The 26,170-nt window shown below is 67.4% G+C and carries 28 protein-coding genes and 1 riboswitch; of the genes, 3 read left to right on the top strand and 25 right to left on the bottom strand.

The window, feature by feature from the left end:
- Positions 1-60 precede the first annotated feature (60 nt).
- The 6 genes from cobF to cbiE are packed head-to-tail and all read right to left on the bottom strand — an operon-like array spanning position 61 to position 5,189.
- On the bottom strand, positions 61-813 hold the full coding sequence (gene cobF, locus R5H30_RS00640; RefSeq protein WP_318326049.1) for a precorrin-6A synthase (deacetylating): 753 nt from the start codon (positions 811-813) through the stop codon (positions 61-63).
- On the bottom strand, positions 806-1,534 hold the full coding sequence (cobA, locus tag R5H30_RS00645) for a uroporphyrinogen-III C-methyltransferase (RefSeq protein WP_318326050.1): 729 nt from the start codon (positions 1,532-1,534) through the stop codon (positions 806-808). The genes cobF and cobA overlap by 8 nt, the downstream gene beginning before the upstream one ends.
- The gene (locus tag R5H30_RS00650) at positions 1,531-2,844 is read right to left on the bottom strand and encodes a cobyrinic acid a,c-diamide synthase CobB (RefSeq protein WP_318326051.1); all 1,314 of its coding nucleotides are present in this window, start codon (positions 2,842-2,844) and stop codon (positions 1,531-1,533) included. The genes cobA and R5H30_RS00650 overlap by 4 nt, the downstream gene beginning before the upstream one ends.
- Entirely contained in the window at positions 2,837-3,631 is a 795-nt protein-coding gene (gene cobM / locus R5H30_RS00655) for a precorrin-4 C(11)-methyltransferase (RefSeq protein ID WP_318326052.1), read from the bottom strand. Before cobM ends, R5H30_RS00650 begins: the two co-directional genes overlap by 8 nt.
- Positions 3,628-4,008 carry a cobalamin biosynthesis protein gene (locus tag R5H30_RS00660; protein WP_318326053.1) on the bottom strand — a complete coding sequence of 127 codons (381 nt, stop codon included), beginning with the start codon at positions 4,006-4,008 and terminating at the stop codon, positions 3,628-3,630. Before R5H30_RS00660 ends, cobM begins: the two co-directional genes overlap by 4 nt.
- Positions 3,990-5,189, bottom strand: a complete 1,200-nt coding sequence (gene cbiE, locus R5H30_RS00665) for a precorrin-6y C5,15-methyltransferase (decarboxylating) subunit CbiE (protein WP_318326054.1) — start codon at positions 5,187-5,189, stop codon at positions 3,990-3,992. Before cbiE ends, R5H30_RS00660 begins: the two co-directional genes overlap by 19 nt.
- Here cbiE and R5H30_RS00670 point away from each other — a divergent pair.
- Positions 5,188-5,943, top strand: a complete 756-nt coding sequence (locus R5H30_RS00670; RefSeq protein WP_318326055.1) for a cobalt-precorrin-6A reductase — start codon at positions 5,188-5,190, stop codon at positions 5,941-5,943. The two genes, cbiE and R5H30_RS00670, sit on opposite strands and share 2 nt — an antisense overlap.
- On the opposite strand, the gene cobJ is transcribed toward R5H30_RS00670, so the two are convergent.
- The 18 genes from cobJ to R5H30_RS00760 all read right to left on the bottom strand — a co-directional run bounded on the left by cobJ (position 5,916) and on the right by R5H30_RS00760 (position 23,643).
- Entirely contained in the window at positions 5,916-6,668 is a 753-nt protein-coding gene (gene cobJ, locus R5H30_RS00675) for a precorrin-3B C(17)-methyltransferase (RefSeq protein ID WP_318326056.1), read from the bottom strand. The genes R5H30_RS00670 and cobJ overlap by 28 nt on opposite strands.
- Positions 6,665-7,393 carry a precorrin-2 C(20)-methyltransferase gene (gene cobI / locus R5H30_RS00680; RefSeq protein ID WP_318326057.1) on the bottom strand — a complete coding sequence of 243 codons (729 nt, stop codon included), beginning with the start codon at positions 7,391-7,393 and terminating at the stop codon, positions 6,665-6,667. The genes cobJ and cobI overlap by 4 nt, the downstream gene beginning before the upstream one ends.
- Positions 7,390-8,019 (bottom strand): precorrin-8X methylmutase, encoded by a 630-nt coding sequence (locus tag R5H30_RS00685; RefSeq protein WP_318326058.1) that lies wholly within the window; start codon positions 8,017-8,019, stop codon positions 7,390-7,392. The genes cobI and R5H30_RS00685 overlap by 4 nt, the downstream gene beginning before the upstream one ends.
- A gap of 5 nt (positions 8,020-8,024) precedes the next feature.
- Complete coding sequence (locus R5H30_RS00690; RefSeq protein WP_318326059.1) at positions 8,025-9,155, bottom strand: ferredoxin-like domain-containing protein; 1,131 nt, start codon at positions 9,153-9,155, stop codon at positions 8,025-8,027.
- Positions 9,152-12,436 (bottom strand): cobaltochelatase subunit CobN, encoded by a 3,285-nt coding sequence (gene cobN / locus R5H30_RS00695; protein ID WP_318326060.1) that lies wholly within the window; start codon positions 12,434-12,436, stop codon positions 9,152-9,154. Before cobN ends, R5H30_RS00690 begins: the two co-directional genes overlap by 4 nt.
- A 21-nt stretch (positions 12,437-12,457) precedes the next feature.
- Positions 12,458-13,513: a cobalamin biosynthesis protein CobW gene (cobW, locus tag R5H30_RS00700; protein WP_318326061.1), complete on the bottom strand. Its 1,056-nt coding sequence runs from the start codon at positions 13,511-13,513 to the stop codon at positions 12,458-12,460.
- Positions 13,506-13,886, bottom strand: a complete 381-nt coding sequence (locus R5H30_RS00705; RefSeq protein WP_318326062.1) for a DUF1636 family protein — start codon at positions 13,884-13,886, stop codon at positions 13,506-13,508. Before R5H30_RS00705 ends, cobW begins: the two co-directional genes overlap by 8 nt.
- 89 nt (positions 13,887-13,975) lie before the next feature.
- Positions 13,976-14,186: riboswitch (cobalamin riboswitch) on the bottom strand.
- A 1,204-nt stretch (positions 14,187-15,390) separates the two neighbouring features.
- Complete coding sequence (locus R5H30_RS00710; protein WP_318326063.1) at positions 15,391-15,762, bottom strand: DUF8776 family protein; 372 nt, start codon at positions 15,760-15,762, stop codon at positions 15,391-15,393.
- Complete coding sequence (locus tag R5H30_RS00715) at positions 15,762-16,148, bottom strand: response regulator (RefSeq protein ID WP_318326064.1); 387 nt, start codon at positions 16,146-16,148, stop codon at positions 15,762-15,764. The genes R5H30_RS00710 and R5H30_RS00715 overlap by 1 nt, the downstream gene beginning before the upstream one ends.
- Positions 16,149-16,160: 12 nt before the next feature.
- Positions 16,161-17,036 (bottom strand): CheR family methyltransferase, encoded by an 876-nt coding sequence (locus R5H30_RS00720; protein WP_318326065.1) that lies wholly within the window; start codon positions 17,034-17,036, stop codon positions 16,161-16,163.
- Entirely contained in the window at positions 17,033-17,491 is a 459-nt protein-coding gene (locus tag R5H30_RS00725; RefSeq protein WP_318326066.1) for a chemotaxis protein CheW, read from the bottom strand. Before R5H30_RS00725 ends, R5H30_RS00720 begins: the two co-directional genes overlap by 4 nt.
- The gene (locus R5H30_RS00730) at positions 17,488-19,755 is read right to left on the bottom strand and encodes a chemotaxis protein CheW (RefSeq protein WP_318326067.1); all 2,268 of its coding nucleotides are present in this window, start codon (positions 19,753-19,755) and stop codon (positions 17,488-17,490) included. Before R5H30_RS00730 ends, R5H30_RS00725 begins: the two co-directional genes overlap by 4 nt.
- 12 nt (positions 19,756-19,767) lie before the next feature.
- Positions 19,768-20,133 (bottom strand): response regulator, encoded by a 366-nt coding sequence (locus R5H30_RS00735; RefSeq protein ID WP_318326068.1) that lies wholly within the window; start codon positions 20,131-20,133, stop codon positions 19,768-19,770.
- On the bottom strand, positions 20,133-20,402 hold the full coding sequence (locus R5H30_RS00740; RefSeq protein ID WP_318326069.1) for an STAS domain-containing protein: 270 nt from the start codon (positions 20,400-20,402) through the stop codon (positions 20,133-20,135). Before R5H30_RS00740 ends, R5H30_RS00735 begins: the two co-directional genes overlap by 1 nt.
- A 223-nt stretch (positions 20,403-20,625) precedes the next feature.
- The gene (locus R5H30_RS00745; protein WP_318326070.1) at positions 20,626-21,708 is read right to left on the bottom strand and encodes a methyltetrahydrofolate cobalamin methyltransferase; all 1,083 of its coding nucleotides are present in this window, start codon (positions 21,706-21,708) and stop codon (positions 20,626-20,628) included.
- Positions 21,705-22,364, bottom strand: a complete 660-nt coding sequence (locus tag R5H30_RS00750; RefSeq protein WP_318326071.1) for an HAD family hydrolase — start codon at positions 22,362-22,364, stop codon at positions 21,705-21,707. The genes R5H30_RS00745 and R5H30_RS00750 overlap by 4 nt, the downstream gene beginning before the upstream one ends.
- On the bottom strand, positions 22,364-23,296 hold the full coding sequence (locus tag R5H30_RS00755) for a methylenetetrahydrofolate reductase (protein WP_318326072.1): 933 nt from the start codon (positions 23,294-23,296) through the stop codon (positions 22,364-22,366). Before R5H30_RS00755 ends, R5H30_RS00750 begins: the two co-directional genes overlap by 1 nt.
- Before the next feature lie 50 nt (positions 23,297-23,346).
- Positions 23,347-23,643 carry a virulence factor gene (locus R5H30_RS00760; protein WP_318326073.1) on the bottom strand — a complete coding sequence of 99 codons (297 nt, stop codon included), beginning with the start codon at positions 23,641-23,643 and terminating at the stop codon, positions 23,347-23,349.
- Positions 23,644-23,923: 280 nt separating this feature from the next.
- Here R5H30_RS00760 and R5H30_RS00765 point away from each other — a divergent pair, with 280 nt between their 5' ends.
- On the top strand, positions 23,924-25,039 hold the full coding sequence (locus R5H30_RS00765; RefSeq protein WP_318326074.1) for a Ppx/GppA phosphatase family protein: 1,116 nt from the start codon (positions 23,924-23,926) through the stop codon (positions 25,037-25,039).
- Between the two features lie 13 nt (positions 25,040-25,052).
- Entirely contained in the window at positions 25,053-25,793 is a 741-nt protein-coding gene (locus R5H30_RS00770) for an RlmE family RNA methyltransferase (RefSeq protein ID WP_318326075.1), read from the top strand.
- A 6-nt stretch (positions 25,794-25,799) separates the two neighbouring features.
- On the opposite strand, the gene R5H30_RS00775 is transcribed toward R5H30_RS00770, so the two are convergent.
- Positions 25,800-26,069 (bottom strand): hypothetical protein, encoded by a 270-nt coding sequence (locus tag R5H30_RS00775; RefSeq protein ID WP_318326076.1) that lies wholly within the window; start codon positions 26,067-26,069, stop codon positions 25,800-25,802.
- Positions 26,070-26,170: the final 101 nt, after the last annotated feature.

Here is a 26,170-nt window from a genome sequence, read left to right on the forward strand (position 1 = left end):
TCCGGCCGGCAGCGGCGCCTTTGTCCATCCCTAACCGATGCCGGGAAGTCCTGCCAAGAGCTAACCGGGTACTCCGGTCCGTCTCAGCAGATACGTGTCCATGATCCACCCATGTCGGTCGCGGGCCTCGGCTCGGATGCGCATGATGTGCGGTGCGGCCTCCTCCAGCGGTCCCGCTGAGAGGATCTGCTCGTCCATTCCGAGATAGGCGCCCCACCAGATCTGCAAGCCGTCGGGGTCGAGGGTCTCGAAGGCGCAGGCCCCGTCGAGCATGACCGCCACCGTTTCGGCGCCGTCGGGCCAACCTGTGTCACGCAACCGTCGCCCGGTGGTGATCTCGACCGACCCGGCCAGCGTGTTGAGCGGAATCGCGTGCGCCGCGGTCAGCGCCTGCAGCGCGGTGATGCCGGGGATCACCCGCACCTTCGGCGTCGGGTCGAGCCGCGCCGCGATCCGCAGCGTGCTGTCGTAGAGCGAGGGATCCCCCCAGACCAGCAATGCCGCGCTATGAGCGTCTGGATGAGCCGCAAGGGTCACCGCCCAAAGCTCGGCGATGGCGTCATGCCAGCGCTCGACGGCTTCGAGATAGGGCAGGTCGGGGTCGCGCACCGGCAGGTCGAATTCCACCACCCGGTCCATGCCGTCACGCACGCTTTGCAGGACGATGCGCCGGCGCAGTTCGGCGAGGTCGGACTTCTCGGGTCCCTTGCGCGGGATAAGGATCAGGTCCGCACCCTGCAACGCCTTGCGTCCTTCGAGGGTGATGTGATCCGGATTGCCGGTGCCGATGCCGACCAGAAGAAGCTCAGTCATGGCCGCTTTCCGCGAGCGGGCCATAGAGGATCAGGGCAGGTGCGGTTCCGATCTCCTCGGCCAGCCGCTTCGACAGACCCGAGACCGTATCGCGGTGCAGCGACTGCTCGGGCCGGCTCACGTTTTCGGCCAGGAGCGCGGGTGTGCTCTTGGGCAAACCGCGCGCAAACAAGGCGGCTGCAAGCCGGGGAAACGTGCGTTTGCCCATGAAAACGACCGTCGTCGCGGTGGCATCGGCAAGCGCGTCGAGGTCTATGTCCTCGGGCAGTGCGCCCGAGACGTCATGGCCGGTCACGAACTGCACGCGCCGCGCGGTGAGCCGGCGCGTCAGCGGAATGCCCGCGCAGGCTGCCGCGGCGATCGCCGAGGGCACGCCCGGCACGATCTCGTAGGCCACGCCGGCGGCGCGCAGGGCAACCAGCTCTTCCTCGAGCCGCCCGAACAGCCCGCCGTCGCCCGATTTCAGGCGCACGATGCGCTGGCCGGTCTCGGCGTACTCCACCAGCAGGCGGCTGACATGGTCCTGTTTCGGAGAAGGCCGCCCGGCGCGTTTGCCGACCCCGACGAGATCGGCGCCGCGTCGTGCATGGGACAGGATAGGACCTGCGGACAGGTCGTCGAACAGCACCGCGTCGGCGCGCTTCAGCCGGTCTACGGCCTTGAGCGTCAGAAGCTCCGGGTCCCCCGGACCCGAGCCAACGAAGCTGACGAACCCGCTCATTCGGTTTCTTCGGCGATCATGTGGAAGAAGGTGCCGGTCACGGTCCCGCGGCGCGAGCCAGTTTCCGGCACCGGCGCGCCATCGGCATCAAAGACCTCGGCCAGCGGTGCGTCGGGTTCTTCGAGGATGGTGGAGTAATGAAACTCGTGCCCGCGCAGGGCGCGGCCCACAGCGAAACCGGGCATCGCGGCCTTGAGCACTGCGCGCCGGTAGCCAAGGTGGAACTTGCGTTTCTCGTAGCTGGTCACGAGGCCGAGCAGCCCCGCCATCCGGTGTCGAACCCCGTCCTTGTCGATCAGCGCCGTGCCGAGCGCCATGTAGCCTCCGCACTCTCCATGAACCGGCCTGGTCTCGGCGTGGGAGGCGAGACCCGCGCGGAAACGCTCCGCCGCTGCGATGCGGCCCGCGTGAAGCTCCGGGTAGCCGCCCGGCAACCACACGAGATCGGCGTCCGCCGCCGGGGCCTCGTCGTTCAGAGGCGAGAACGGCAGGATTTCGGCGCCCGCCGCGCGCCAGCCTTCCAGCAGGTGCGGGTATGTGAAAGAAAACGACGCATCCCGCGCCAGCGCGATCCTCTGCGCCGGGGGGCGGGGCAGGTCGCCGGGCTTGGGCGGTGGCGTGCGGGCAGCGGCGGCACGGATCGCGGCAAGATCGACATGGTCGCGCAAAAATGCCGCGTAGTTTGCGATCGCGCCTTCGACGTCCGGATGTTCGATCGCCTGGATCAGACCGAGGTGGCGTTCCGGCAGCACCAGATCGCCGCGCCGGGGCAGGGCGCCGAGCACCGCGATGCCCGCCTTGTCCATCCCGAGCCGGGCCAGCCGTTCGTGGCGCGGGCTCGCGACGCGATTGAGGATCACCCCGGCAAGCCGCAGCTCGGGCGCATATTGCGCGAACCCAAGCGCCACCGCCGCCGCCGACTGCGCCTGACCGCCGACGTCGAGCACCAGCACCACCGGCCAGCCCATGCGGATCGCGGTCTCGGCACTCGACCCGAAGCCGGCGCGGCCCCGGGTCGCCACGCCGTCGTAAAGCCCCATCGAGCCTTCGGCGAGCACGAGGTCGGCATCAAGCCCGCGCGCGGCCACCGCCCCGATCAGACCGTCGTCCATCGCCCAACTGTCGATGTTGAACGAGGCGCGTCCCGAGGCGGCGAGATGGAAGGCCGGGTCGATGTAGTCCGGGCCGGATTTGAAGGGCTGCACCGCCAGCCCGTCTTCGGCAAGCGCGCGCAAAAGCCCAAGCATCACCGTGGTCTTTCCAGTGCCCGAAGCAGGCGCCGAGATCATCAATCCGGGCGGATTAGTCATCACCGGGGCTCCAAGCGGCCCAGCGGCTGTCGGCCGATTGCGGCCGGTAGCGCCGGTCATAGTCGGCCGCATAAAGCCGGCTTTCGTCGAATCCTTCGGCCGCGAGTGCCGGGCCGACGAGGATCAGTGCGGTGCGCGAGATCGCGGCGTCGAGCCGCCCGGAGATGTCGCCCAGGGTGCCGCGCACGATTTTCTCGTCCGGCCAGCTGGCGCGGTACACGATGGCCACCGGGCACCCGGCACCATACGCCGGGCTCAGCGCGTCGACCACGTGATCGAGGTTCTGGACCGACAGGTGAATGGCCAGGGTGGCGCCGGTGGCGCCGAAATTCGCCAGCGTCTCGCCTTCGGGCATCGACGAGGCGCGCCCCGGCGTGCGCGTCAGAACCACCGACTGCGCGATGCCGGGCAGGGTCAGTTCAGCCCCGAGCGAGGCCGCTGCGGCCGAAAAGGACGGGACCCCGGGCGTAACATCGTAGGGGATGCCCGCGGCGCGCAGCCGGCGCAGCTGTTCGCCCATGGCCGACCAGACAGAAAGATCGCCCGAATGCAGCCGCGCCACGTCCTGGCCCGCGGCGTCGGCGGCCACCATCTCGGCGATGATCGCATCGAGATCCATCGAGGCCGTGTTGACGATCCGTGCGCCCGGCGGACAATGCGCCAGCACCGCATCGGGAACCAGCGATCCCGCGTAGAGGCAGACAGGAGAGGCCGCGATCAGGTCGCGCCCGCGCAGGGTGAGAAGATCCGGCGCACCGGGGCCGGCGCCGATGAAATGAACGGTCACGGGGTGTCTCCTTCGGCCAGAGCACAGGTGGCCATGCGATCCTCGGACACCGCGCGCGGACCGTACAGCCTTGCGCCGGGACCGGCGGCGGCGAGGGCGGCGGCTTCCGCGACGCTTCCGCAGCCGTAGGCGGCCAGGCTCGCGAGCGACTGCGTCAGCGTGTTCATCATGGTTAGTCGTTCCGTTTCAATGATCTTCAAGTCGATATTCATATCTTGAGCCAGAAGGTGGGCGAGGCGGCGTTTGTGCGGGATGGTGGCCAGATACGCCGGAGCCGGACCACCGGCAAGCGCTGTGTCCAGAGCCGAACGCAGACTCGCGAGGGTGGCGCCTTGACGGTATCCGAACCCTGCCGCGATCATGTCGTCACGCTCCATTGCACGACCGGGTAGGCAGCGCGCCAGCCGGTGCGCGACCCAAGCGGCGCAGCTTCGGACAGCTCGATGCGAAGAAGCGTGCCACCACGCGCGGACTGCGAGCGCGCCAGCAGCGCTTCGGATTCCAGCGTCACCGCGTTTGCAACAAGCCTTGTCCCGGGCGGCAGCCTGTCGAAGAGCACCTCCAACAGCGCCTCCGACAGCCCGCCACCTATGAACACAGCATCCGGGTCGGGCAAATCCGTCAGCGCTTCGGGCGCCGCGCCTTCGACAATGGCGAGCCGGTCGACGCCGAGCCGGGCGGCATTTCCGGCGATGCGCTCTGCGCGGTCCGCGCGGACCTCGACGCAGACGGCCTGTGTGGTCGGATCGCTCAGCAGCCATTCGATCGCGATGGAGCCGGACCCGCCGCCGATGTCCCAGAGCCGTTCGCGCGGCCGCGGTGCCAGCGCCGACAGCGTCAGGGCGCGCACCGGGCGCTTGGTGATCTGGCCGTCGGTGTCGAAAAAGTCGTCGGCGATCCCGGAACAGCACTGTAACACCGCGCCGCTGCCCCGGACGTCGATCGCGGCACAGACCGGGTGCGAGAATTCTCTTGCGAATTGGTCTCTTGCGATGAAGTCTTCAAGTCTTTCCTGCGGGCCACCCAGCGACTCCATCACCGTCACGCGGCTGTCCGCGAAACCGGCGTCCACGAGATAGGCGGCCAGATCGGGAACGGCCCGCCCGTCGCGCAGTGTAACGATCAGCCGCGCGCCGGGGCCGAGGTGCGGACGCAGCCGGTCGTAAGGTGCGGCGTGCAAGGCGAGGCAGGTCACGTCCTGCAGGGCCAGCCCGAGCCGCGCGGCGGCCAACGAGAAGCAACCGGGCACCGGCAGGGCCCGCCACTCGCCAGGCTGCAAATCCTTCGTGATGGTGCAGCCCGCTCCGTGCCAGAACGGATCGCCCGAGACCAGCACCACGACCTTGCGGCCGCGCAGCGCCAGCAATCGGGGCAAACCGTCTGCGAAGGGGACTGGCCATTCGTGCGTTTCCGCCTCCAGCGGTCCGACGAGCGCCAGGTGCCGTTTCGGGCCGATCACGATTTCCGCCGACCCAAGTGCTGCAAGACTTGCAGGCGACAGCCCCTCCGGGCCATCTTCGCCAAGCCCGACGAGGGTCAGCCAAGGAGCCTCAGCCATGACACCGAACCTCCTGATCCTGGGCGGCACCACCGAGGCCACGGCGCTGTGCAAGGCGCTCGCCGAGCGCGAGATGCGCGCGCAGGTGTCGCTTGCCGGGCGTGTCGAACGCCCAGTGCGCCAACCGCTGCCGATGCGGAGCGGCGGTTTTGGAGGTGTCGAGGGTCTGGCGCGTTTTCTCAAGGCCGAAGCGATCAGCCATGTCATCGACGCGACGCATCCCTTCGCCGCGCGAATGAGCGCCAATGCTGTCGCCGCCTGCGCCGAAACCGGCACGCCGCTTGTCGCCTTGACTCGGCCCGCATGGCAGCGCAAGGCAGGGGATGACTGGCAAAGCGTCCCGGACATCCCCGCGGCTGCCGAAGCACTCGCCGGTCCCGCGCGGCGCATCCTGCTGGCGGTGGGGCGCATGCATCTCGCCGACTTCGCGCCCAATCCGCAGCATTTCTACCTGCTGCGCCTTGTCGATCCGCCGAAGGAAAGGCCGCCCTTTCCAGATCACGTCGCACTGGTCTCGCGCGGCCCCTTCACCGAAGAGGGTGACCGGGCGCTGATGCGTGCGCATCGCATCGATCTCGTGGTGTCGAAGAACTCGGGCGGGCAGGGCGCGTACGCGAAAATTGCCGCCGCCCGCAGCCTCGGCCTGCCGGTCGTGATGATCGACCGCCCCGAGATTCCTGCGCGACACGAGGTCTCGGAGGTGGCCGCGGTTCTCGACTGGCTCGATCATGCCGGCACCGATCTCGGCGTGTAGACCAGCGGCGCGCCGCTCCGCTCGATGATCCGCGTGGTCGAGGAACCGACGATCACGACCGTGCTCATGTCGGCCATCTCGGGCCGGGCCTGCGCCAGCGGCACCACCCGGACGTCTTCGTCGGAGCGCGAGACGGCACGCGCGAAGATGATCGGTCGCGACGCCTCGCACCTCTTTCGCAGGACATCGAGAACGCGCGCAAACCCGTCGGGGCGCGCCTTCGAGCGCGGGTTGTAGAAGGCCATCGCAAAATCGGCCTCGACTGCCAGTCGCAGGCGCTTTTCGATGATGTCCCAGGGTTTGAGGTTGTCGCTGAGATTGATCGCGCAGAAGTCGTGCCCGAGCGGCGCGCCGACCCGCGCGGCCGCCGCCAGCATCGCGGTTATCCCCGGCAGGACCCGAATGTCGAGGTCGCGCCAGCCGCTCTCGCCGGACTCGACCGCCTCGAAGACCGCGGCGGCCATCGCGAAGACGCCCGGATCGCCGGAGGACACCACCACGACGCGCCTGCCCCGGGCGGCGAGGTCCAGCGCCTGCCGCGCGCGGTCGAGTTCGACGCGGTTGTCGGAGGCGTGCAGCGTGAGCCCCGGACGTTCGGCGACGCGGGCGACGTAGGGAATGTAGCCCACGACGTCCGTCGCTTCGGCAAGTGCCGCGCTAACCTCGGGCGTCACCAGCGCCTCGGCACCGGGTCCAAGCCCGGCGATGGCAAGCCAGCCGCTCATGGCCGCCGCCCCGATCCGTGCAGGAGTACGATCGAGAAATAGGGCACGGCGCGCTCGCCGGCATCGCGCAGACGGGTAACGGTCTGGCCGGGCATCGTCGCGTATTCGATCAGCCATGCCTCGTCGTATCTGCCGACCTGGCGCAGCGCGGCGCGGATCTTGTCGATGTTGCGCCCGATCTTCATGACCACCAGAGCATCGGCGGTCTGCATGTGACGCTCCAGATCATCCTGCGGGAGCGTTGCCATCAGCACGGTCAACACGTCGTCGCCCCAGGTGATCGGACGCCCCGAGGCGGTCCAGGCCCCCGACATGCCGGTGATCGCTGGGACCACTTCGACACGGCAGATCCCTTCGAGGCGGCTGTGCAGGTGCATGAAGGACCCGTAGAAGAACGGATCGCCCTCGCAGAGCACGACCACGTCTTCGCCAGTCGCTGTCAGGGCACAAAGACGGTCGGTACAATCTCGGTAGAAGTCCGACAGGATCTCGGCATAGCGCGGGTCGTCGAACCGCACTTCCGTCGTGACAGGGTATTCCATCGCAATTTCGCGCGCGTCCTCGCAGAGCATCCCGTCGACGATGCCGCGCGCCTGGCCGGAGCGGCCGGCCTTGCGGAAAAACGCGACGTTGCGCGCACTGCGGATCAACCGGTCGGCGCGGACGCTCATCAGCTCCGCGTCGCCCGGGCCAAGACCAACGCCGTAGATGGTTCCCATGGTCATTCGCGCCGGCTCGCGATGGCATTGACGGCGGCGACGGTGATCGCGCTCCCGCCCAATCGGCCCTCGACGATGCAGCACGGCACCGGCTGCGCCGCCCAGAGTGCGTCTTTGCTTTCGATGGCGCCGACGAAGCCCACCGGGCAGCCGATGATCGCCGCGGGACGCGGGCAGTCGGGGTCTTCGAGCATGTTGAGCAGGTGGAACAGTGCGGTCGGCGCGTTGCCGATGGCGACGACGGCCCCGGCAAGCTGCGGACGCCAGAGTTCCAGCGCCGCTGCCGAGCGCGTGTTGGACATCCGCGCCGCCAAATCCGGCACCCGCGTATCCTGCAGCGTGCAGATCACCGCGTTGTCGGCTGGAAGTCGCGGGCGGGTGACGCCTTCGGAGACCATGCGCGCGTCGCAGAGGATCGGCGCCCCTGCCTCGAGCGCGGTGCGCGCCGCCACCACGAAGCCTTTGGAAAAGCGGATATGGCGCTCGAGCCCCACCATGCCGGCGGCGTGGATCATGCGCACCGCGACCTGCTCTTCGTCCGGAGCGAACCGGTCAAGCTCCGCCTCGGCCCGGATCGTCGCGAAACTCTGGCGGTATATGGTGGCGCCGTCGGTCTGGTATTCGTAGGGCATGTGTCTCAGCCGATTGCCTTGAGGATCTCGTCGGGAGGCAGGTCCCGCTGGCGCGGCTCATCCCATGCCGCTCCATCGACGACAAGGTCAATCACGCCGTCGCGGCCCACCAGGGTTACGTCGCTTTTGCGGCCTCGGGCGCAGCCTTTGGCGCAACCTGACACGTGCAGGCGACCGGCGACATGCGGGGCGATACGGCGGGCAAGCGCGCGGGTCTCGATGGTGGCGGCCGCGCAGCGCGGGGCGCCGGGGCAGGCATCGGTTCGCAGAAGCGGATCGCCAGGTGATAGGATAAACGGCGCGCCGGGTGCCGAGATGGCCCCATTGAAGTGCAACATGCGCCACGGCGTCACGGTAAGCGCTGTCGCTGCCGTGTCCTGCAGTGCGCGCTCCAGCGTGTCGGCATCCACCTGTCCGAAGGCGACGCCCGCCAGCAATCCGTCCTCGGTGCTGCCGGGAGCGGGTTCCGGCGCGATTTCTGTAGATAAGGCGGCGCGGAATTTGGCAGGCACAGTGCAGGCTTGCACGACAGTCTTCATGCGCCGCATCGACGGACCCGTGTGAGCGGAAAACCAGCGCGCGAGCTCGATCACGGCGTCGACAGCCTCGGCTTCGGTCACGGAGAGACCGCCCAGTACGCCGTCGGCCCTGACCAAAACGGCGTCCGCTGTCCCGGCCTCCAGGCGGATATCGGCGGAGACCGACCGAAGGACGGGGCGCGCGCCGAGGTCGACGGCAAATCCGAACTTCGCCGGCAGGTCGGGCATCTCGTGAAGGCGCGCCTCGAGCATTCGGGCAACCCGGTCGGTACGGTCTCCGGCGGTCCAGAAAGGCGAGACTACGATGTTGCGCCGTGCCTCTGCTTCGGGGTCCGGGTCGATCAGTTCCAGCGCGCGCAGACCGGCCACGAGGGCAGGGTGGCTGGCCTCGGTCACGCCGCGCAGTTGCAGGTTGGCGCGGTTCGTCAATTCGATGATGCCGTTGCCATGTGCCTGTGACAGCGCGCAGAGGCCGAGCGCCTGGGACGACGAGAGGCGGGCCCGCCGCGGACGCACCCGCACGATCAAACCGTCGCCACTTTGCATCGGGCGCAGCGCGCCGGGGCACCAGCCTTTCACATAGGTCTCGGGGGTCATGCCGGAGCCTCCAGGCGCGCGCGAATCGAGTTTCGGCGCGTCTCCCAGAGGCCCGCCGCGTCCAGTTCGGCGAACCGCGCCTGCATGGCCGCATGGGCACCGGGGTTCGCTTGGCGCAGGAAGCTCTCAACCTTCGCCTCGCCCAGCGTGGCCTCGTAGTAGAGATCGAACATCCGCGACGAGACCACGCCCGCGAGATGGGCGAAGGCGGCCATGTGATCGAGCGTTGCGGCGATCTCGGCCGCGCCGCGGAATCCGTGGCGCATCATGCCCGCCAGCCAGTCGGGATTGGCCGCGCGGGCCTGCACGACGCGCGCGATCTCCTCAGCCAGACCGCGCGCGCGCGGACGCGCCGGATCCGTGTTGTCGAGGTGGTACAGCGCGGCCTTGCCGCCGGTAACGCCCTGTGCCGCCGCGAAACCGGCTTCGTGCGTGGCGTAGTCCAGCGCCATCAGCAGGTCGGTTTCCGGCAGGTCCTGAAGGTGCACAAAACTGTCGGTATCCCGAACCCGGGCGCGGATCGCCTGCGGGTCATGGATGACATTTGCGCCATCATGGACCCATGCGCTGGCCTCGAGCCAAGCCTCGCCCGCGCGGCGTTTCGCGTCTTCGCCGTAGGTCTCGGCATCGGCGTTGATCCCCAGCCCGAAACTGCCCGGCGCCGGCCCGAACACGGCCGCGCGAGGAGCCTTGCCCGCGAACGGGTTCCAGTCCGGGGCCTCGTCGCGCCCCGCCAGCGCCCTGACCGCCTGCGCAAAAAGCGCGGTGAGCGTCGGGAAAATGTCACGGAAGAGGCCTGAGACCCGCAAGCTCACGTCGAGGCGCGGACGGTCGAGATCGGTGATCGGCAGCACCTCGATGCCCGACACCCGCTCGCTGCCCGCGTCCCAGACCGGCCGGACGCCGAGCAGGTGCAGCGCCATCGCGAATTCCTCGCCTGCCGTGCGGATCGTGGCCGACCCCCAGAGGTCGACGATCAGCCCCCGGGGCCAGTCACCGTGGTCCTGAAGGTGCCGCCGCACGAGTTCCTCGGCCAGTTTGACGCCCTGCGCATGGGCCGACCGTGTCGGGACCGCGCGCGGATCGGTGGCGAAGAGGTTTCGTCCGGTCGGCAGCACGTCGGTCCGGCCCCGGAACGGCGAGCCCGAGGGTCCGGCGGCAATGCGCCGCCCGTTCAGCGCGTCGGCAATCGATTGCCGCTCACCTGCCAGCGAGGCCGTGTGGGCCGCGCCGCCCGCGACATGCGGACGCCCCCAGACATGCAGCCCGTCGCCGAACTGGCTGTCCTTGATGTCACAGACGAAGCGGTCGATGCGGGTGATCGCTTCGGCGGCGGAGGATGCGGCGTCGAGCCCGAGATCGTCCTCGACACCCAGCGCCTGCGCCTCGCCGCGGATGTCGTCCTGCAGGCGGTCGCGGCGGCGCGGGTCGAGTCCGTCGGCATTCGAGAATTCGTCCAGCAGCGCCTCGAGCCGGCTCAGTCGCTCTGGCGTCGCACTTTTCCTCAAGGGTGGCGGCAGATGGCCGAGGGTCAAAGCACCGATGCGCCGTTTGGCCTGTGCGGCTTCGCCGGGATCGTTCACGATGAACGGGTAGATGACCGGCAGGCTGCCGGTCAGCACCCGCGGCCAGCATTCCGGGCCAAGCGCCACCGCCTTGCCGGGCAGCCACTCGAGCGTGCCATGCGCGCCGATATGGATCAGCACGTCTGCCTGCGACTGCAGCCATAGATAGAAGGCGACGTACGAATGCCGCGGCACCCGGGCGAGGTCGTGATACTCGTCGCCGCGCGCTTCGATCGACCCCCGCTCGGGCTGTAGGGCGACGAGCGCGGCCCCCTGTGGGGAGGCGGCAAAGTGAAAGGCACCATTTCTGCAGACCGGATCGTCCTGCGGTGCGCCCCAGGCCGCCGCCAGATCCGCGCGCATCGCTTGAGGCAGGCGGGCAAGCGCGGCCTCGTATTCGGAGAGCGGCCAGCTGATCGTTTCGCTCGCGAGCGCAGCGTCGAGACTGGCCCCGGCATGCACGTCATGCCCCGCGCGCGACAGGTCTTCGAGGATCGCCTGCGCCGAGGCCAGCGCGTCGAGTCCGACGGCATGGGCCATGTTCCAGTCCTTGCCCGGATAAGTCGAGAGCACTAGAGCGGGTCGCCGTTCGCTGGGCGCGCGCGCGGCGAGTTGGGTCCAGGCCGTGACCTGCTCGACGGCAGATGCGATCAGCGCGGGATCGGCCCGGTGCCGCATGTGTGCGCATTGCAGGTGCGGATCCCGCTCCTCGGCTTCTTTGAACGACACGGCTCCCGAAAAAAGCCGGCCGTCGATCTCGGGCAGTACGACATGCATGGCGAGGTCCGCCGGGGACAGGCCGCGCTCGGATTCGTGCCAGGCGTCGCGCGACGAGGTGGTCAGCGCAACCTGGAAGACCGGCACGCCCCCGGCATCGAGCGGCGAAGTCCCGTCCGGCCCCTGTCCGCTGAAGGCCGTGGCGTTGACGATGGCGCAAGGAGCGATCTGCGCGATCTGCCGTGACAACCAGCCGGCGGCCTGCGGCGCCTTCAGGGTGGGTGCGAAAAGACCTATTGGCTGAAAGCCGGCGCGATCCAGCGCCGCGAACAGCGCCTCAAGCGGTTCGGTGTCCGCGGCCGTCAGGTAGGCGCGGTAGAAGGTCACGACGACGCGCGGCCGCATGTCGGCGAGGAAGGCCAGCGGGCAGCAGGCCCCGAGGGCGGGCGCCCAAGCGCCGACGGTCGGCAACTGCTTCTGGCCTTGCACCGGACCGGCATAAAGGCCCGCCGCAAGAGACAGCTGCGCCAGCGCGGCTTGCGCCGCCACCGCGCCGCCCGTATCGCAGAGATGCGCGAGACGCCGCAGGGTCGAGACCGGCAAGGTCGAGGCGAGGTCGAGCGTCTCGTCGGGCCGCCCGTCTGCGGGCAGCACGGCCAGCGCCAGACCTTTGCGCGCCGCCAGCGCTTCGAGTTGCGTCAGCCCGTAGGGCCAGTACGCCCGGCCGCCGATCAGCCGGACGAGGATGCCCTTCGCCCCGGCAAGCGTTTGCTCGACATAGGTGTCGACCGACAGCGGGTGGCGCAACTGGGACAGGTTGGCAAGACGCAACGACGGCAGTTTGCCCTTGGGTCCGCCACCCCGGTGCCAACCGGCGGCGAAGGCACCGAGATCGCTGTCCGAATAGGACAGTACGACCAGGTCCGCCGGGCTCTGGCCCAGGTCGGTCGGGGTCTCCGTCTCTTCGAGCCCGTGGCTCTCCCGGAAAACGACATGCATCTGCGCGTCGCCCCTCTTGCCTTACGCGGCCGGCTGCACCGCCGGCGCAAGATCCTCGCGGATGACCGCAGCGTCGATATCGTTATGCTCGGCGATCACCACGAGGCGCCCGGCGCGGCTTTCGTCCGGCCGCCAGGGCCGGTCGAACTGCCAGCGCACGCGGGCCCCGACTGCCTGCACCAGCAGACGCATCGGCTTGCCCTCGACGGCGGCATAACCCTTGACCCGCAGGATGTTGCGGTCGCGCGCAAGTGCCTCGATCCGACCCGCCAAACTGTCGGGATCGGCGATCTCGGGAAGGTCGATCACGACACTTTCGAAATCCTCGTGATCGTGATCGTGCGGCGTGTCGTGGTGGCTGGGCCGCGCGTCGAGGTCGTTCTCGGCGGCGGCCCCGAGACCCAGCACGATGCGCGGGTCGACCGCGCCTTCGGCGACCTCGACCACGGGCAACGGGCGCGGCGCCTCGGCGGCGATTACGGCGCGGGCCTGCGCGACGCCTTCCGGACCGGCGAGATCGGGCTTGGTCAGCAGCACGATGTCCGCACAGCTGATCTGGTCCTCGAAGACTTCCGAGAGCGGGGTCTCGTGGTCGAGCGAGGCATCGGCCTGGCGCTGCGCATCGACCGCCGCCACGTTCGGCGCGAAACGCCCCGCGGCGACCGCCTCGGCATCCGCCAGCGCGATGACCCCGTCGACCGTGATGCGCGAGCGGATCGCCGGCCAGTCGAAGGCCTTCAGCAGCGGCTTCGGCAGGGCGAGGCCGGAGGTCTCGATCAGGATGTGCTCGGGTCGCGGATCGAGCGCCATGAGCGCTTCGATGGTCGGAATGAAATCGTCCGCGACCGTGCAGCAGATGCAGCCGTTGGCAAGCTCGAGGATGTTCTCGGCCGGGCACTCCGGGATCGCGCAGGATTTCAGGATCTCGCCGTCCACGCCGACATCGCCGAACTCGTTGACGATCACCGCAAGGCGCTTGCCCTGAGGGTTCTGCATCAGGTGGCGCAGCAGCGTCGTCTTGCCCGAGCCGAGAAAGCCGGTGACGATGGTGACGGGGAGCTTGACGAGATCAGACATGTTCGGTCTCCAGGGGGGGAATTCGGGCCACGCAGTTCTTGCGGAAATGTTCGGGGCGTTCGCGCCACGGGATCAGCCCGTCTGCGGTCGCATGATAGCGCGCGGCACCGTCGACCAGAACGTCCAGATCCGACGTTTCATGCAGGTTTCCGTAGACGTAGGTCCAGCGACCGGCGCCGCGCAAGGCCACCGTGCAGCCGGCGTCGCAGTTCTGCAGGCATTCCACCGGCGTGAGCGTCAGGCCTTCGGGCAGGTCGCAGGCCTGCAGCCCTTGGTAAAGCGCGGCTCCGGGACGCCGCGCATCTTGCGGCATCTCCAGCCCGCGCCGACATTTCACGCAGACCAGCAGTTCCGCGGGCGCAGTTTCGGTCATCCGGTCCTTCATCGGCGCACCTCGTGCGGGGACAGGGCAGGCGGATGACGGGTGAGCACGACCCTCCCGACTCCGGAACACCCCGTCCGGTTACGTCTTCGGCGCTGGCAGGTCTCCCGGCTTGCGGATGCCGGAGCCTTGCGGCTCCGCCGGTCGCCCGGCCTTCCCGGCGCGTGCGCCAGTGGCTGTGGGCGACCTCTCCGGTCACGGTCGCGGGGGCGGCTGCACTTGCCCGGGCACCCGGGTGTACATTCCCTTTTCACCTGCCGCACGGCAGGAACCAACGGTCCTGTCATGATCGGCTCGTGGACGGTTTGTCAAGCACCCAGCGCCTGCGATGCGCTGCGGCATTCTCCGAGATTGAGGGTCGACGGAAAGTCTGCGGGGTTGGACATCGGGTCATGGGGCTACCGGCAGGCATTTCGGCTTCCGTCAGAGATGGTTCCGGGCGCTGTCCCGGTCGATCAGACCATCATCGGTCGCGCTGGTCGCTGAGATTGTCGGCGAGTGTCCCGCGCCGTCTCATGGGGTCGTATCGGTGATCACCCGCGGTCGTGAAATCGCTTCAGTAACTGTCAGTCATTCGGACAGCACGACCGCGACCCCGCCCGGTATCAAGCGTAAGCGGAGAAGCGGTGATCCGTGCTTCGGACGGCAGGGCCAGCCAGGACGCGCCGGTTCGGGCTTGATTGCCGAGGCTCCGCGAACTGTCTCGGCGCCTCCGGTCGTTCGGCACCGCGATTTCCGACGGGTCGCGCGGTGACTGCGAGTCTGTGACGCCTCGCTCCGCAGCGATGAACCGGTGTGGCGGCTCATACAGCGTTTGCTACGGCGACTGACGCACGCCTGCACTGTGGCCTCCGTCCTGCGAACGTCGGCGGCGAATGAAAAGCTGGCGTCCGGACGGACCGCGCGGCGGACCCATAGGCGCTGCTTTCCACCGCCCCGGAATCCTGCGTGCCGCCAGTTCAAGCGACCGTTAGGCCGCGCCAATGGCAAGTTCAGGCGGTGGCTGGTGGTCGGTTCGCCGTTTCGTCGGCGATTCCCTCACGACCCGGAATTGCCGAAGTCGGCTTGCGTTCGCACTCCGCTTGGACGGCGCGACAAACGGGCCGCCTGAGTCCTCCACAATCCGGCTAGAGATGGGAGCGCCACGTCGCGCGGACACCCGGATGTGCCGGGATCTGGCATGATCAAGGTCGCCCGCGAATTCGTTGATCTGGCAGCAGATTACCTAAGGCAGCCGTGACAGCGGGTCTTCGATGCCATGCTCCGTGCTCTGAACCTCGTTGGGCTGCGAACGATGGCAGTCAGGACATTCCGACACCTTTGCCCCGCGCAAGCGACGTCTACATGCGGCGGTCGGTGTCCTGCTACGGCTCCGGGGCAAGGTTAATGGCGCGAGAGCGGCAGACCTTGTGCCACGCTGACGGCGGGATGTGTCTTTCTCGAAAATGGGGCGCTCTTGTCACATGGTCCGGCACGGCAACGCCCCGCCAATCGCTCAAAACAGGTCGAGGTCGCCAACCGTGGCCCTGTCGTCCACGACTGGCAGTCCCGCAGCGCAATCCAGCAGTGTCCGCGTGCTGTCGAGCTTGAGCGCGCGGGCAATTTTCAGCACCGGCAGGTCTTCGACGTTCGACGTGTCAGCGTGAAGGTGGAGTTGATGCGCGAGCAGCGCCAGGTCCTCCAGCGACTGGCGCAGGAAATCGAGCGTCTGCAACTCGCGGATCGCGGCATGATCGGCAGCACGGCCGGGCATGCCCCGGCTCACCGCCTCTTCTAGTGAGAATATCTGTCCTGCCATGCCGTCAAGGTGCCGCGACACACGCGACAGCACGGTGGCAAGTCTCGCTTGTCCGGCGACGCTGTCCATCACAACCGCCCGACGACCGCCTCGATGCAGTTGCGCAGCCCGGCCTGTTCGAACGGCTTTTTGAGGTAGTTGTTCATCCCCAGCTTCTTGCCGTGGTCGATGATCTGCTGCTCGGCGCGACCGGTGATCAGAATGAACCCGACGCCCTTGGTCTTCGCGTTGCTGCGCAGATGGTGCAGCAGTTGCAGCCCGTCCATCTGCGGCATGTTGTAGTCCGAGATCACCAGGTGCGCAGGATGCGACGCCAGGGTCTTGATCGCGTCCATGCCGTTTTCTGCCGTCGAGACGTTGCGGACGCCGAAGGCATCCAGGGCCTGGGTGATCAGTCCACGACTGGTGGACATGTCGTCCACCACCATGATGCGGATTTGGTCGCGCAGGGACATGTCTCGTTTCCTTCAGTTGGCGGTCGGTGCGGGCAGAATCGCGGGGTCTGTGCGGTAGGTTGTCGGGCCGGCGGTAACGAACCCCGCCGCTTCCGGGTTCGCGATGCGTTCGGAATGGCCGAGAAAGAGATGGCCGTTGCCGGTCAGCAGCTTTCGGAACCGCGGCCAAAGCGCGTTCTGGGTCGGCAGGTCAAAGTAGATCACGACGTTCCGGCAGAAGATCGTGTCCATCGCCTGCCGGACCGGCCACGGGCCGTGCAGGTTGAGCTCGCGGAACCGGGTGAGATCACGCAGGACCGGTCGTGCGGCGTATTCCGGCTCGGCCCCGTCCGTGCGTCGTTCGAAATACTTGTCGAGCATGGCCGGAGGAACGCCCGTGATCATGCGCTCGGGGTAGACGGCCGCATTCGCGAAGGCCACCACCTTGGGATCGATATCGGTGCCGAGGATGCGCAGGTCGTACCGTGACAGATCGGGGATCGCCTCAAGCAGGCACATGGCAATCGAGCAGGCCTCCTGGCCGTTCGAACAGCCTGCCGACCAGAGGCGCACCCGGCCGCCGGCGAGAAGCTTTTTCGACAGCACCGGCGCGATACGCTCCGACAGGATGTCGAAATGGTGTTTCTCGCGAAAGAAATGCGACACGTTCGTCGTCAGGGCCGAGATCATGTGCCGGCGCTCCGGCTGTCCCGCATCGGAGCAGACGAAGGCGACGTAATCGCGGAAATTGGGAAGACCCAGATCGCGCAGACGATGACGCAGCCGCGACTGGATCATCGAGGTTTTCTCGGCGACCAGTTGCAGCCCGCTTTCGCGGTAGGCGAGTTCGGCGATGGCTTCGAAACTTCGCGGGTCGAGCACGCCGTCCTGCGGCTTGGTTTCGATCATGCGGCGGCACTCCGCTCGGTGCTGACGACCGAGCGCAGATCGAGCACGCGGATCATGCGCTCGTCCATGAGGGTCAGGGCGCTGACCACGTTCGTCGCCGCGCTGGTCTGCACCTCGGGGGGCGGTTGCAGGTCGTCCGCGGTGCGCGCGATGATGTCGGAGACGGCATCGACCAGCAGCCCGGTCATCGTGTCGTCGTGCTTGACGACGATGATCACGTTGCGGTCGGTATGCTCGCGCGGTTCGAGCCCCAGGCGCAGCGCAAGGTCCATGACGGGAAGCACGGTGCCCCGAAGGTTGATGACCCCTTTCATGTAGCTTGGGGCATGCGGGAGCGGGGTTGCATGGGTCCAGCCACGGATCTCGCGGACCGACATGATGTCGAGCGAATATTCCTGGTCGGCAAGCCGGAAGGTGAGAAGCTCGATGGTGACGGGCGTATCCTTGTCGCTCATGCGGAAAGTCCTGCTGGTATGGGGGCCGCGGCGGTGGCCTGGGCGCCGATGGCATTGCTGATGATGTCGGAGGTATCGACGATCAGGGCGATCTGGCCGTCGCCGAGAATGGTGGCCGCGGCGATGCCCGGGGCGCGGTAGAAACTGTCGTCGAGCCCTTTGATCACCACCTGGCGCTGATCCTGGATGCTGTCGATGATCAGCGCCGCATGGCTGCTGTCCTCCTGCGCGATCAGCAGCACCACGATACCGTCATAGTCGCTGACCGGCGCGCGGTATCCCAGTTCCTTTCCGAGATCGAAGAGCGGAACGAAGCCGCTGCGCACCCGCACGACATGTGCCCCGGGACGCACCATCTCGACATCTTCTGCGCGCAGAGTCAGCGTTTCAACGACCACGCTCAGCGGCAGGACGAGGGTCTCGTCCGCAACCTCGACGACCATGCCGTCGAGAACCGCGAGTGTCAGCGGCAGGGAAATCGAGAAGCTCGTGCCCTGTCCGGGGGTCGAAGCGATCGAGATGCGCCCGCCCAGGGCCTGGATCGAGGTCCGCACGACGTCCATCCCGACGCCGCGGCCGGACAGGTCCGAAACCTCGCTTGCGGTGGAAAACCCGGGCAGAAACAGCAGGTTGTCGATCTCGCTGTCCGAGAGCTGCGCGTCGGGCGAGATCAACCCCTTTTGCGCGGCAATCTGGAACACGCGGTCGCGGTCGATCCCGCCGCCGTCATCGGAAACCTCGATCACGACCCGGCCCGAGCGGTGCGCGGCGCTGAGATTGACGCGACCCTGCGCCGGTTTGCCTTTGGCCGCACGTGTCTCGGCCGTCTCGAGCCCGTGGTCGACGGCGTTCCGGATCATGTGGGTGAGCGGGTCGGCAAGCCGTTCGATGACGGTCTTGTCGACTTCGGTCGCCTCGCCCTCGGTGTGCAGGCGCACATCCTTTCCCACCATCGCGGAAGCTTCGCGCACGATTCTGGACATGCGCTGGAACAGAGACTTGACCGGCTGGGCGCGGATCATCATCACGCTGTCCTGGATGTCGCGGGTCAGGCGCTGGAACTCCTCTAGGCCGTTCATGGCATCCGAATGCGGCGACAGGCCGGACTGCTCGAGGCTTTGCGCGAGCATTGCCTGGTTAATCACGAGTTCGCCGACGAGATTGACCAGTCTTTCGATGCGGTCGATGTCGACCCGGACGACGGATTTGGTCGCGGCGGCGGGTTGCGCCGCAACCTTACGGGGCGGTGCAGCGGTCGGGTCCGGGCGCGGCGGCTCTGCGGGCGCGGTGCGGTCCGGCTCGGGGGGCGCGGTGTCGTTTGGTTCGGCGGGCGCGACCTCGGGCACCTCCTCGGCAGCGGTGGCCTCCGTGTCCCCCGACAGCGTCGGCTCGGCCTCGCTGCCGCCGGTTGGAGCCTCATCCTCGGATGGGGCCGGCTCGAGGACGGGAACTGGAGGTTCCGAATCCGAGCCGTGTTTTGGATCGTCGCCCTCGACACTTTCGATGCGCAGCGTGCAAAGCCCCTCGACGAATTCGAAGACCGAGGCGATCTCGGGCTCGTCGACGTCGGCCACAAGCTCAATGACCCACGACAGGTAGCTGGTTTCGGGCGCGAGGCTTTCGAACCCGGGCAGCGCGTCAGTGTTGCAGGTGATCTTGCACTCGCCAAGTGCGTCGAGCGCGCGCAGCATGTGGAACGGTTCGTTGCCGGTTTCGAAAAGCTCGTTCTCGGGGGTGAACTCGATCCGAAAGCGCGGCTTTGCCACGTCAAGTACCAGTGCATCCTCGCCGCCGAGGTCGAGATCGAGCGACAAACGCGCCGGTTGGAAGTCGATGTTCTCGTCCGGCGCCTCCTCTTCGGCGCTGGCATCCTCGCCGAGCAGGTCGTCGAGCTGCGCGAGCAGCGCTGAGGTTTCTGCGTCCGGGAGCGGCCCGGCGTCGCGGCTCACGCGCACGAGGTCGGACAGGTGGTCGGCGCATTGGAAGAACAGTTTGAGTGCATCTGCGTCCGGGCTCAGACGATCCGCGCGCACCTCGTCGAGCGCCGTTTCGAACCGATGCGCGAATCGCACGAGCGCCTCGAGGCCGAACGCGCCAGCGCCGCCTTTGATCGAATGCACGGCGCGAAAGACGATGTTGATGGTCTCGGTGTCTTCGGCTCCGTCGTCCATTGCCTGCAGACCGTCCTGCAGGGCTTCGAGAAGTTCCTCGCATTCGATGAAGAAGGAGGCGCGGATCTCGGCCATCGGGTCGTTGCTGGACATCGCTGCGCCTCCTTATCCGGCGACCATCTTGAGAGCCTTGACCAGCTTCTCGGGATCGAAGGGTTTGACGATCCATCCGGTGGCCCCGGCCTCGCGTGCGCGGGCCTTGAGTTCCGGCGCGGCCTCGGTCGTCAGCACGAGAATCGGCGTGGCGCGATGCTTGTTCTGTCCCCGCACGGCATCGATGAAACCGAAGCCGTCCATGCGCGGCATGTTGATGTCAGTGATGATCGCGTCGGGGCGAATGTCGTCCAGCACCTCGATGCCGTGCACCCCATCATCGGCGGTATGCACGGTGAACCCGGCCGGGGTCAGGGCAAGTCGGATCATGTCGCGCATCGTGCGGCTGTCGTCGACGGCAAGAATTTCCAGCGTCATCAACGGCCCTCCGCGATCGACTCGGGCGTCAGACCCATCACGCGCAGCTGTTCGACGACGCGGTCGCTTGCCCCGACGATGCTGAAATCGTGACCTGTTACGCGCACGGCCGTCGCCGCCGCGATCACCACCTGGATGCATAGCGCGCCGAAATAGGACACTTCGGAGAGGTCGAGCACGACGTCGCGATCGTGATCCTTGAGTTGCGACATCAACTCTGCAGTGGCCGGCAGGTCGAGCCTCGGTGCCAGCATCAGGCGATCCGTCATGTCGTCCTCCCGGTGGACGCGTTCAAGGAAGTCGTCATCACAGTCTCCATCGTGCCGGACCCTCGCTGGCCGGTTTGTAGAGTGCGCCCCGTTAAGACGGCGTTACTTCGCGCCCGCTTTGCGGCGGGCCTGGGTCGACCAGGCTTGTGCAAGTGTGCCGCTCAAGACGAAAAAACCCCGCCGGGACTCCGGCGGGGCGCGATTTCCGATTGATCGGTCCGTGTCAGCCGCGGCGGCGGCGGCCCCCGGCCCGGGCGTCGCGCCCGCGGCCCTCCTGGCCCTTCTTGGGGGCCTCCTTGTTGAAGGTGATCCAGGCCATCCCGTGCGGATCGTTGTTGGTCAGGAAATTGGCGGCGCGGATCGCTTCCATTTCCTTTCCGGGGCGCGGTTTCGTCGAGCCGAGACCGGTCAGCTTGCAGAATAGTTCCGGATCCATGTCGTCGGGAAACGAGACGCCGGCGGCCAGCAGTTCCTGCTTTTTCTCCTCGATTTTCGAGGCCGGAACGGGCAGGGAGACAGGATTCATGATCGCCGAGGTCATGCCGGCGGTCATCGCCATCGGCAGGAAGGCGTTGTTGATCCCGTGCCGGTTCGGCAGGCCGAAGGAGATGTTGGACGCCCCGCAGGTGGTGTTCACGCCGAGGTCCTCGCGCAGGCGGCGCACGAGGGCAAAGACCTGCTGGCCTGCGGTCGCCATCGCGCCGATTGGCATCACCAGCGGGTCGACGACGATGTCATGGGCCGGGATGCCGAAATCGGCGGCGCGCTCGACGATCTTCTTGGCCACGGCAAAGCGCACCTCGGGATCTTCGGAGATGCCGGTGTCGTCGTTCGAGATCGCCACTACGGGCACGTTGTATTTCTTGACAAGCGGTAGCACGATCTCGAGCCGTTCCTCCTCGCCGGTGACCGAGTTGAGCAGCGGACGCCCCTCGCAGGCCTCAAGCCCGGCCTCGAGCGCGCCGGGCACGGAACTGTCGATGCAGAGCGGCACGTCGGTGATCGCCTGCACCCGGGTGATCAGTTCACGCATCAGCGGTGGCTCGACAAAGTTGTTGTCCGCGTACCGCGGATCCTCGGCCATCTTGTTGGTGAAAACCGCGCCCGAGTTGATGTCGAGCACCGTCGCACCGGCCGCGACCTGTGCCAGCGCATCGGCTTCGACGGTCGAAAAATCGCCCGCCTCGAGTTCGGCGGCGAGCTTCTTGCGGCCGGTCGGGTTGATCCGCTCGCCGATGACGCAGAACGGCTGGTCGAAGCCGATGATCGCGGTCTTGGTTTTCGATTCGACGATGGTACGGGTCATGTAGTCACTCCTGTGAGCCGCCGGAGTTCATCCTCCAGCGACGGGTCTTTGAAATCTGCAATGGACGCATGGGCCCCCGCCGCGCGGGCCTCGGCATCGGTCAGGGCCGAACGGACGGCGATGGTGCGCGCGCCCGAGGCGCTGGCCGCGCGCAGCCCCGAGGGGCTGTCCTCGAAGGCGATGGCCACCTCGGGCGCGACGCCCAGAATCTCCATGGCGCGGGTATAGGGCAGGGGGTCCGGCTTGGCGCGTTCGCACTCCTCGCCGATCACCAGCACGTCGAAATGCGCCCGCAGCCCAATCGCGTCCAGCATTGCCTCGGCGTTGGGACGCATCGCGTTGGTCACCACCGCCATCGGCCACCCGGCCGCCGACGCCCGTCCCACCAGCTCCGCGACGCCCGGCATTCCGGGATAGGGGCGCGGCAGGCGCCGCCGGAACTCGGCCTCTTTCGCGTTGCTCAGGCCCACGGGGTCGGGCTCGTCTGGCAACCATTCGGCGAAGAAATCGGCGTTCAGGCGGCCGTGCACGTTTTCCATGTAGAAGGCTTCGGTCACGTCGATCCCGCGCGGCGCCAGCATGTCGACGAAGACCTGCCGATGGATGGCATCGGTGTCGAGCATCGTGCCGTCGAGATCGAAGAGCAATGCCGGCATCAGGCCGTGGCAGCCGCCGGCACCGTGGACGCCCCGCCGTTCTCGATGGCCCAGGTGGCATTGGTCTTGATGCCGCCCAGCGGGAAGAAATGGACGTTAGTGATGTTGAAGTCCGGATGGGCGGCCTTGTAGGCGGCAAGCTCGGCCACGACCTCGGTCGGCTCGTAAGGCAGGAGCAGCTTGGTCACGTCCATCGCGCGTTTCTGCAGCACCTTGAGCGACGGGCCGACCCCGCAGGCGATGGCGAACTTGATCAGCGTCTGAAGCTTGGCCGGACCCGCGATCCCGATGTGGATCGGCAGGGTGATGCCCTCGGACTTGAGCGACTCCGCCCAGTCGATGATCGGCCTGGCCTCGAAGGCGAATTGGGTGGCGATGGCCATCTTGGCATCGGTGCGCGCCTGGAAGGCATCCTTCCATTTCATCGCGGCGGTCACGTTCGTCATGCCGCCCTTGGGGTCGATGTCGCGGTTTCCTTCGGGGTGTCCGGCGACATGCAGACGGGTAAAGCCCGCTTCGTCGAAAAGCCCGGTCTCCATCAGTTGCATCGAGCTGTCGAAGTCTCCCACGGGGGTCGAGACGCCGCCGGCGAGCAGCAGACCCTGCCGGACGTCCGCCTCGCCCTGGTAGCGCGCGATCCAGTCGGCCAGCGTCGCCTTGTCCTTGATGATGCGCGCCGGGAAATGCGGCATGACTGGATAGCCCTCGGCGTTGAGCCGCTTGGCGGTCGCCACCATGTCATCGATCGGGGTGCCTTCGATATGGGCGATGTAGACGCGCGTACCTTCGGGCAGCAGTTCCCGGAAGCTCTCGACCTTCTCGGCCGTGCGCGGCATCACCTCGATGGAGTAGCCCTTCAGGAACGCCTCGACCTCCGGCGTCGGACGCAGGGGTGCGATCTCGTCTTTGCGCTTGAAGTTCAACAGGGCCATGAGGCGATCCTTTCGGGCGAGAAGGGCGTTGAAGTCTATGATCGACAGGGTCAGGCCCAGCCGTCGTTGGCGATGAGCGCCTTGAGGCGCTCGCGGTCGTATTCGGCTTCGAGGCGCGCGGCCTCCTGGTCGGCGATGGTCTCGGGCTCGCCGGCCACTTCCACCGGTTGCGCCTTGCGCCATTCCGCAAGGTAATCATCCGTGCCGTCCGCGCCAACTTTCATCGCCGCGCGGTCGATCGCCTGCTCGAAACGCTCCGGCAACTGCCGTTTCGCGCCGCGCCGACCCTTGCCCACGATGACCTGGGCCGGGATGTCGCGCCAGTAGACGATTGTGACTTCAGGCATGTCCGATTCCATCCGGTTTTGGCACTCCATACGCGCTCGCGATCCGCCTTCTGCGCCCGATTTCGACAGAACGCGCTTCGCGAGCGACGCGCGGGCACTCTAGCCCGGCTCGGGACCGGCTTCGACCCACGCGCAGTCCCAAATTCGTCATGATGATCCTGAGCGCGGCTGGACGCGCCGTCACATTCGCTTGCACGCCGTCTGCCGTCGCGGCGCGGCTATTGCGCCTGCGCCTGCAAGCGCTTAGCTTTGTGGCAACTCGATATGAAAGGCGCGACAGATGGCGCCACAGCGTCCCAAAGGTGCGGGCGCGCTCGAACAGAAGACGGCTCTGAGCCCCGCGCCAGTTCCGCCCGATCCCGGCGAGCTTTACGCCGCTCTCGATCTGGGCACGAATAGTTGCCGCATGCTGATCGCCCGGCCCCAGGGCCGCGGCTTCCATGTCGTCGACAGTTTCTCGAAATCCGTGCAGCTTGGCGCGGGGCTCGAGCGCACCGGGCGGTTGTCGCGCGGATCGATGTCGCGCACCATCCAGGCCTTGCGGATCTGTCAGCAGAAGCTCAAGCGCAACAAGGTGCGCAAGATGCGCCTCGTCGCGACCGAAGCCTGCCGGCGCGCGCTCAATTCCGAAGAGTTCCTGCAGCGCGTGCGGCGCGAGACCGGGTTGCGGCTCGACATCATCAAGCCCGAAGAGGAGGCCCAGCTTGCGGTGATCTCCTGCGCGCCCCTGGTCAATCGCAAGACCGAGAACCTGCTGGTGGTCGACATCGGTGGCGGCTCGACCGAACTGGTGTGGATCGACCTCGCCGCCGTCCCGAAGGACGACCGCGCCCGCGCGATCATGCGCCTGCACAACGGGTTCCATGCCGCCGCAGCCGACGTGCCGGCGGCGCGCGTGGTCGACTGGATCTCCGTCCCGCTGGGCGTGGCGACGCTGCGCGACCAGTTCGTCGACGTGCAGGACGATTCCGCGCGCTTCGCCCTGATGAGCTGGTTCTTCGAAGAGAACCTCAGCGATTTCACGCCCTACCACGACACGCCGCCGACGGAGAAGTTCCAGATCGTCGGCACCTCGGGCACGGTCACCACGGTGGCGGCCAGCCACCTCGGTCTGAGGCGGTATGATCGCACCAAGGTCGACGGGTTGCGCATGTCCTCGGACCAGATCGACCGGGTGATCCGCAACTACCTCGCCCTCGGTCCGGCCGGACGCCGGGCCGATCCGCGCATCGGGCTCGACCGTCAGGCGCTGATCATGTCGGGTGCCGCGATCCTGCAGGCGCTGATGCGCTGCTGGCCGACCGACCGGCTCTCGGTCGCGGACAGGGGCCTGCGCGAGGGGTTGCTCTATGCACAGATGAGCGCCGACGGCGTTCTCGAAGACGAAGCTTTGTAGGCGAGGCGACAGGATGGCGAAGCAACCGGGAAGCGGCAAGCCGGGACGGGCCAAGAACACCTCGGGGCGCGGTCAGCGTGACCTCAAGGTCAAGGTCAAGACCGCACGCGGGCGCAAGCTGAGCTCGACGCGCTGGCTGCAGCGCCAACTCAACGATCCCTACGTGCGCCGCGCCAAGGCGGAAGGCTATCGCGGGCGCGCGGCATTCAAGATCCTCGAACTTGACGACAGGCTGCGCTTTCTCGTGCCGGGGGCGCGGATTGTCGACCTCGGGGCGGCGCCGGGTGGCTGGTGCCAGGTCGCGGTCAAGCGCGTGAACGCGCTGGGTGAGAAGTCCGGCAAGGCGATTGGCACGGTTCTGGGCGTCGATCTGCAGGAGATGGAGCCGATCGCGGGCGCCGAGTTGCATCAGCTCGATTTCATGGCGGATGATGCCGACGTGCAGGTGCGCGAATGGCTGGGTGGCAAGGCGGACGTGGTGATGTCGGACATGGCCGCGGCCAGCTCGGGTCACAAGCAGACCGACCACCTGCGCATCATCGCGCTCTGCGAGGCGGCGGCGGACTTTGCCTTCGACGTGCTCGACGAGGGCGGAACATTCGTCGCCAAGGTTCTGGCCGGCGGGGCCGAAGGCGCGTTGCAGAAGGTACTGAAGCAGCGGTTCGCCAAGGTCGTGAACATCAAGCCGCCGGCGAGCCGCTCGGACAGTTCCGAGAAGTTCGTCGTCGCGACAGGGTTCCGCCCCGATAGGTAGCAGGTTTCAGGCGGCGGGGCCGGCGTCCGGGCGCGCAAATGACTCGAGCGCCGCGGCGCGCAGGTCGTTCAGGACTTTGGGTGACAGGGTGTCATCGAGACGGTTCCGTTTGCGGCGCGACAGCGCTCCGGCGCGGTCCTGCTGGTGGATCAAGGCAAACAGCATCGCGCGCTTGCGGACCGTCGTGATTTCCGCTGCGGGTGGCGTTGCGCGCAGCGCTGGCGAAGCAATCGCGGTGACACGCGTGGCCGCGAAACGCGCTGTGTGAAAACTCATGTCCGGGTTCCCGTCCTGTCCCGATGTCGGGAATTAGACGCGGATTGTGGACATTATCGGGCACACTTGCGGCGCGCAGACGGCGCGCCTGCGCGGACGTG

Origin of the sequence: Roseobacter sp. FCG-D35, from assembly GCF_033436665.1 — a bacterium.
Lineage (GTDB): Bacteria > Pseudomonadota > Alphaproteobacteria > Rhodobacterales > Rhodobacteraceae > JAWQFO01.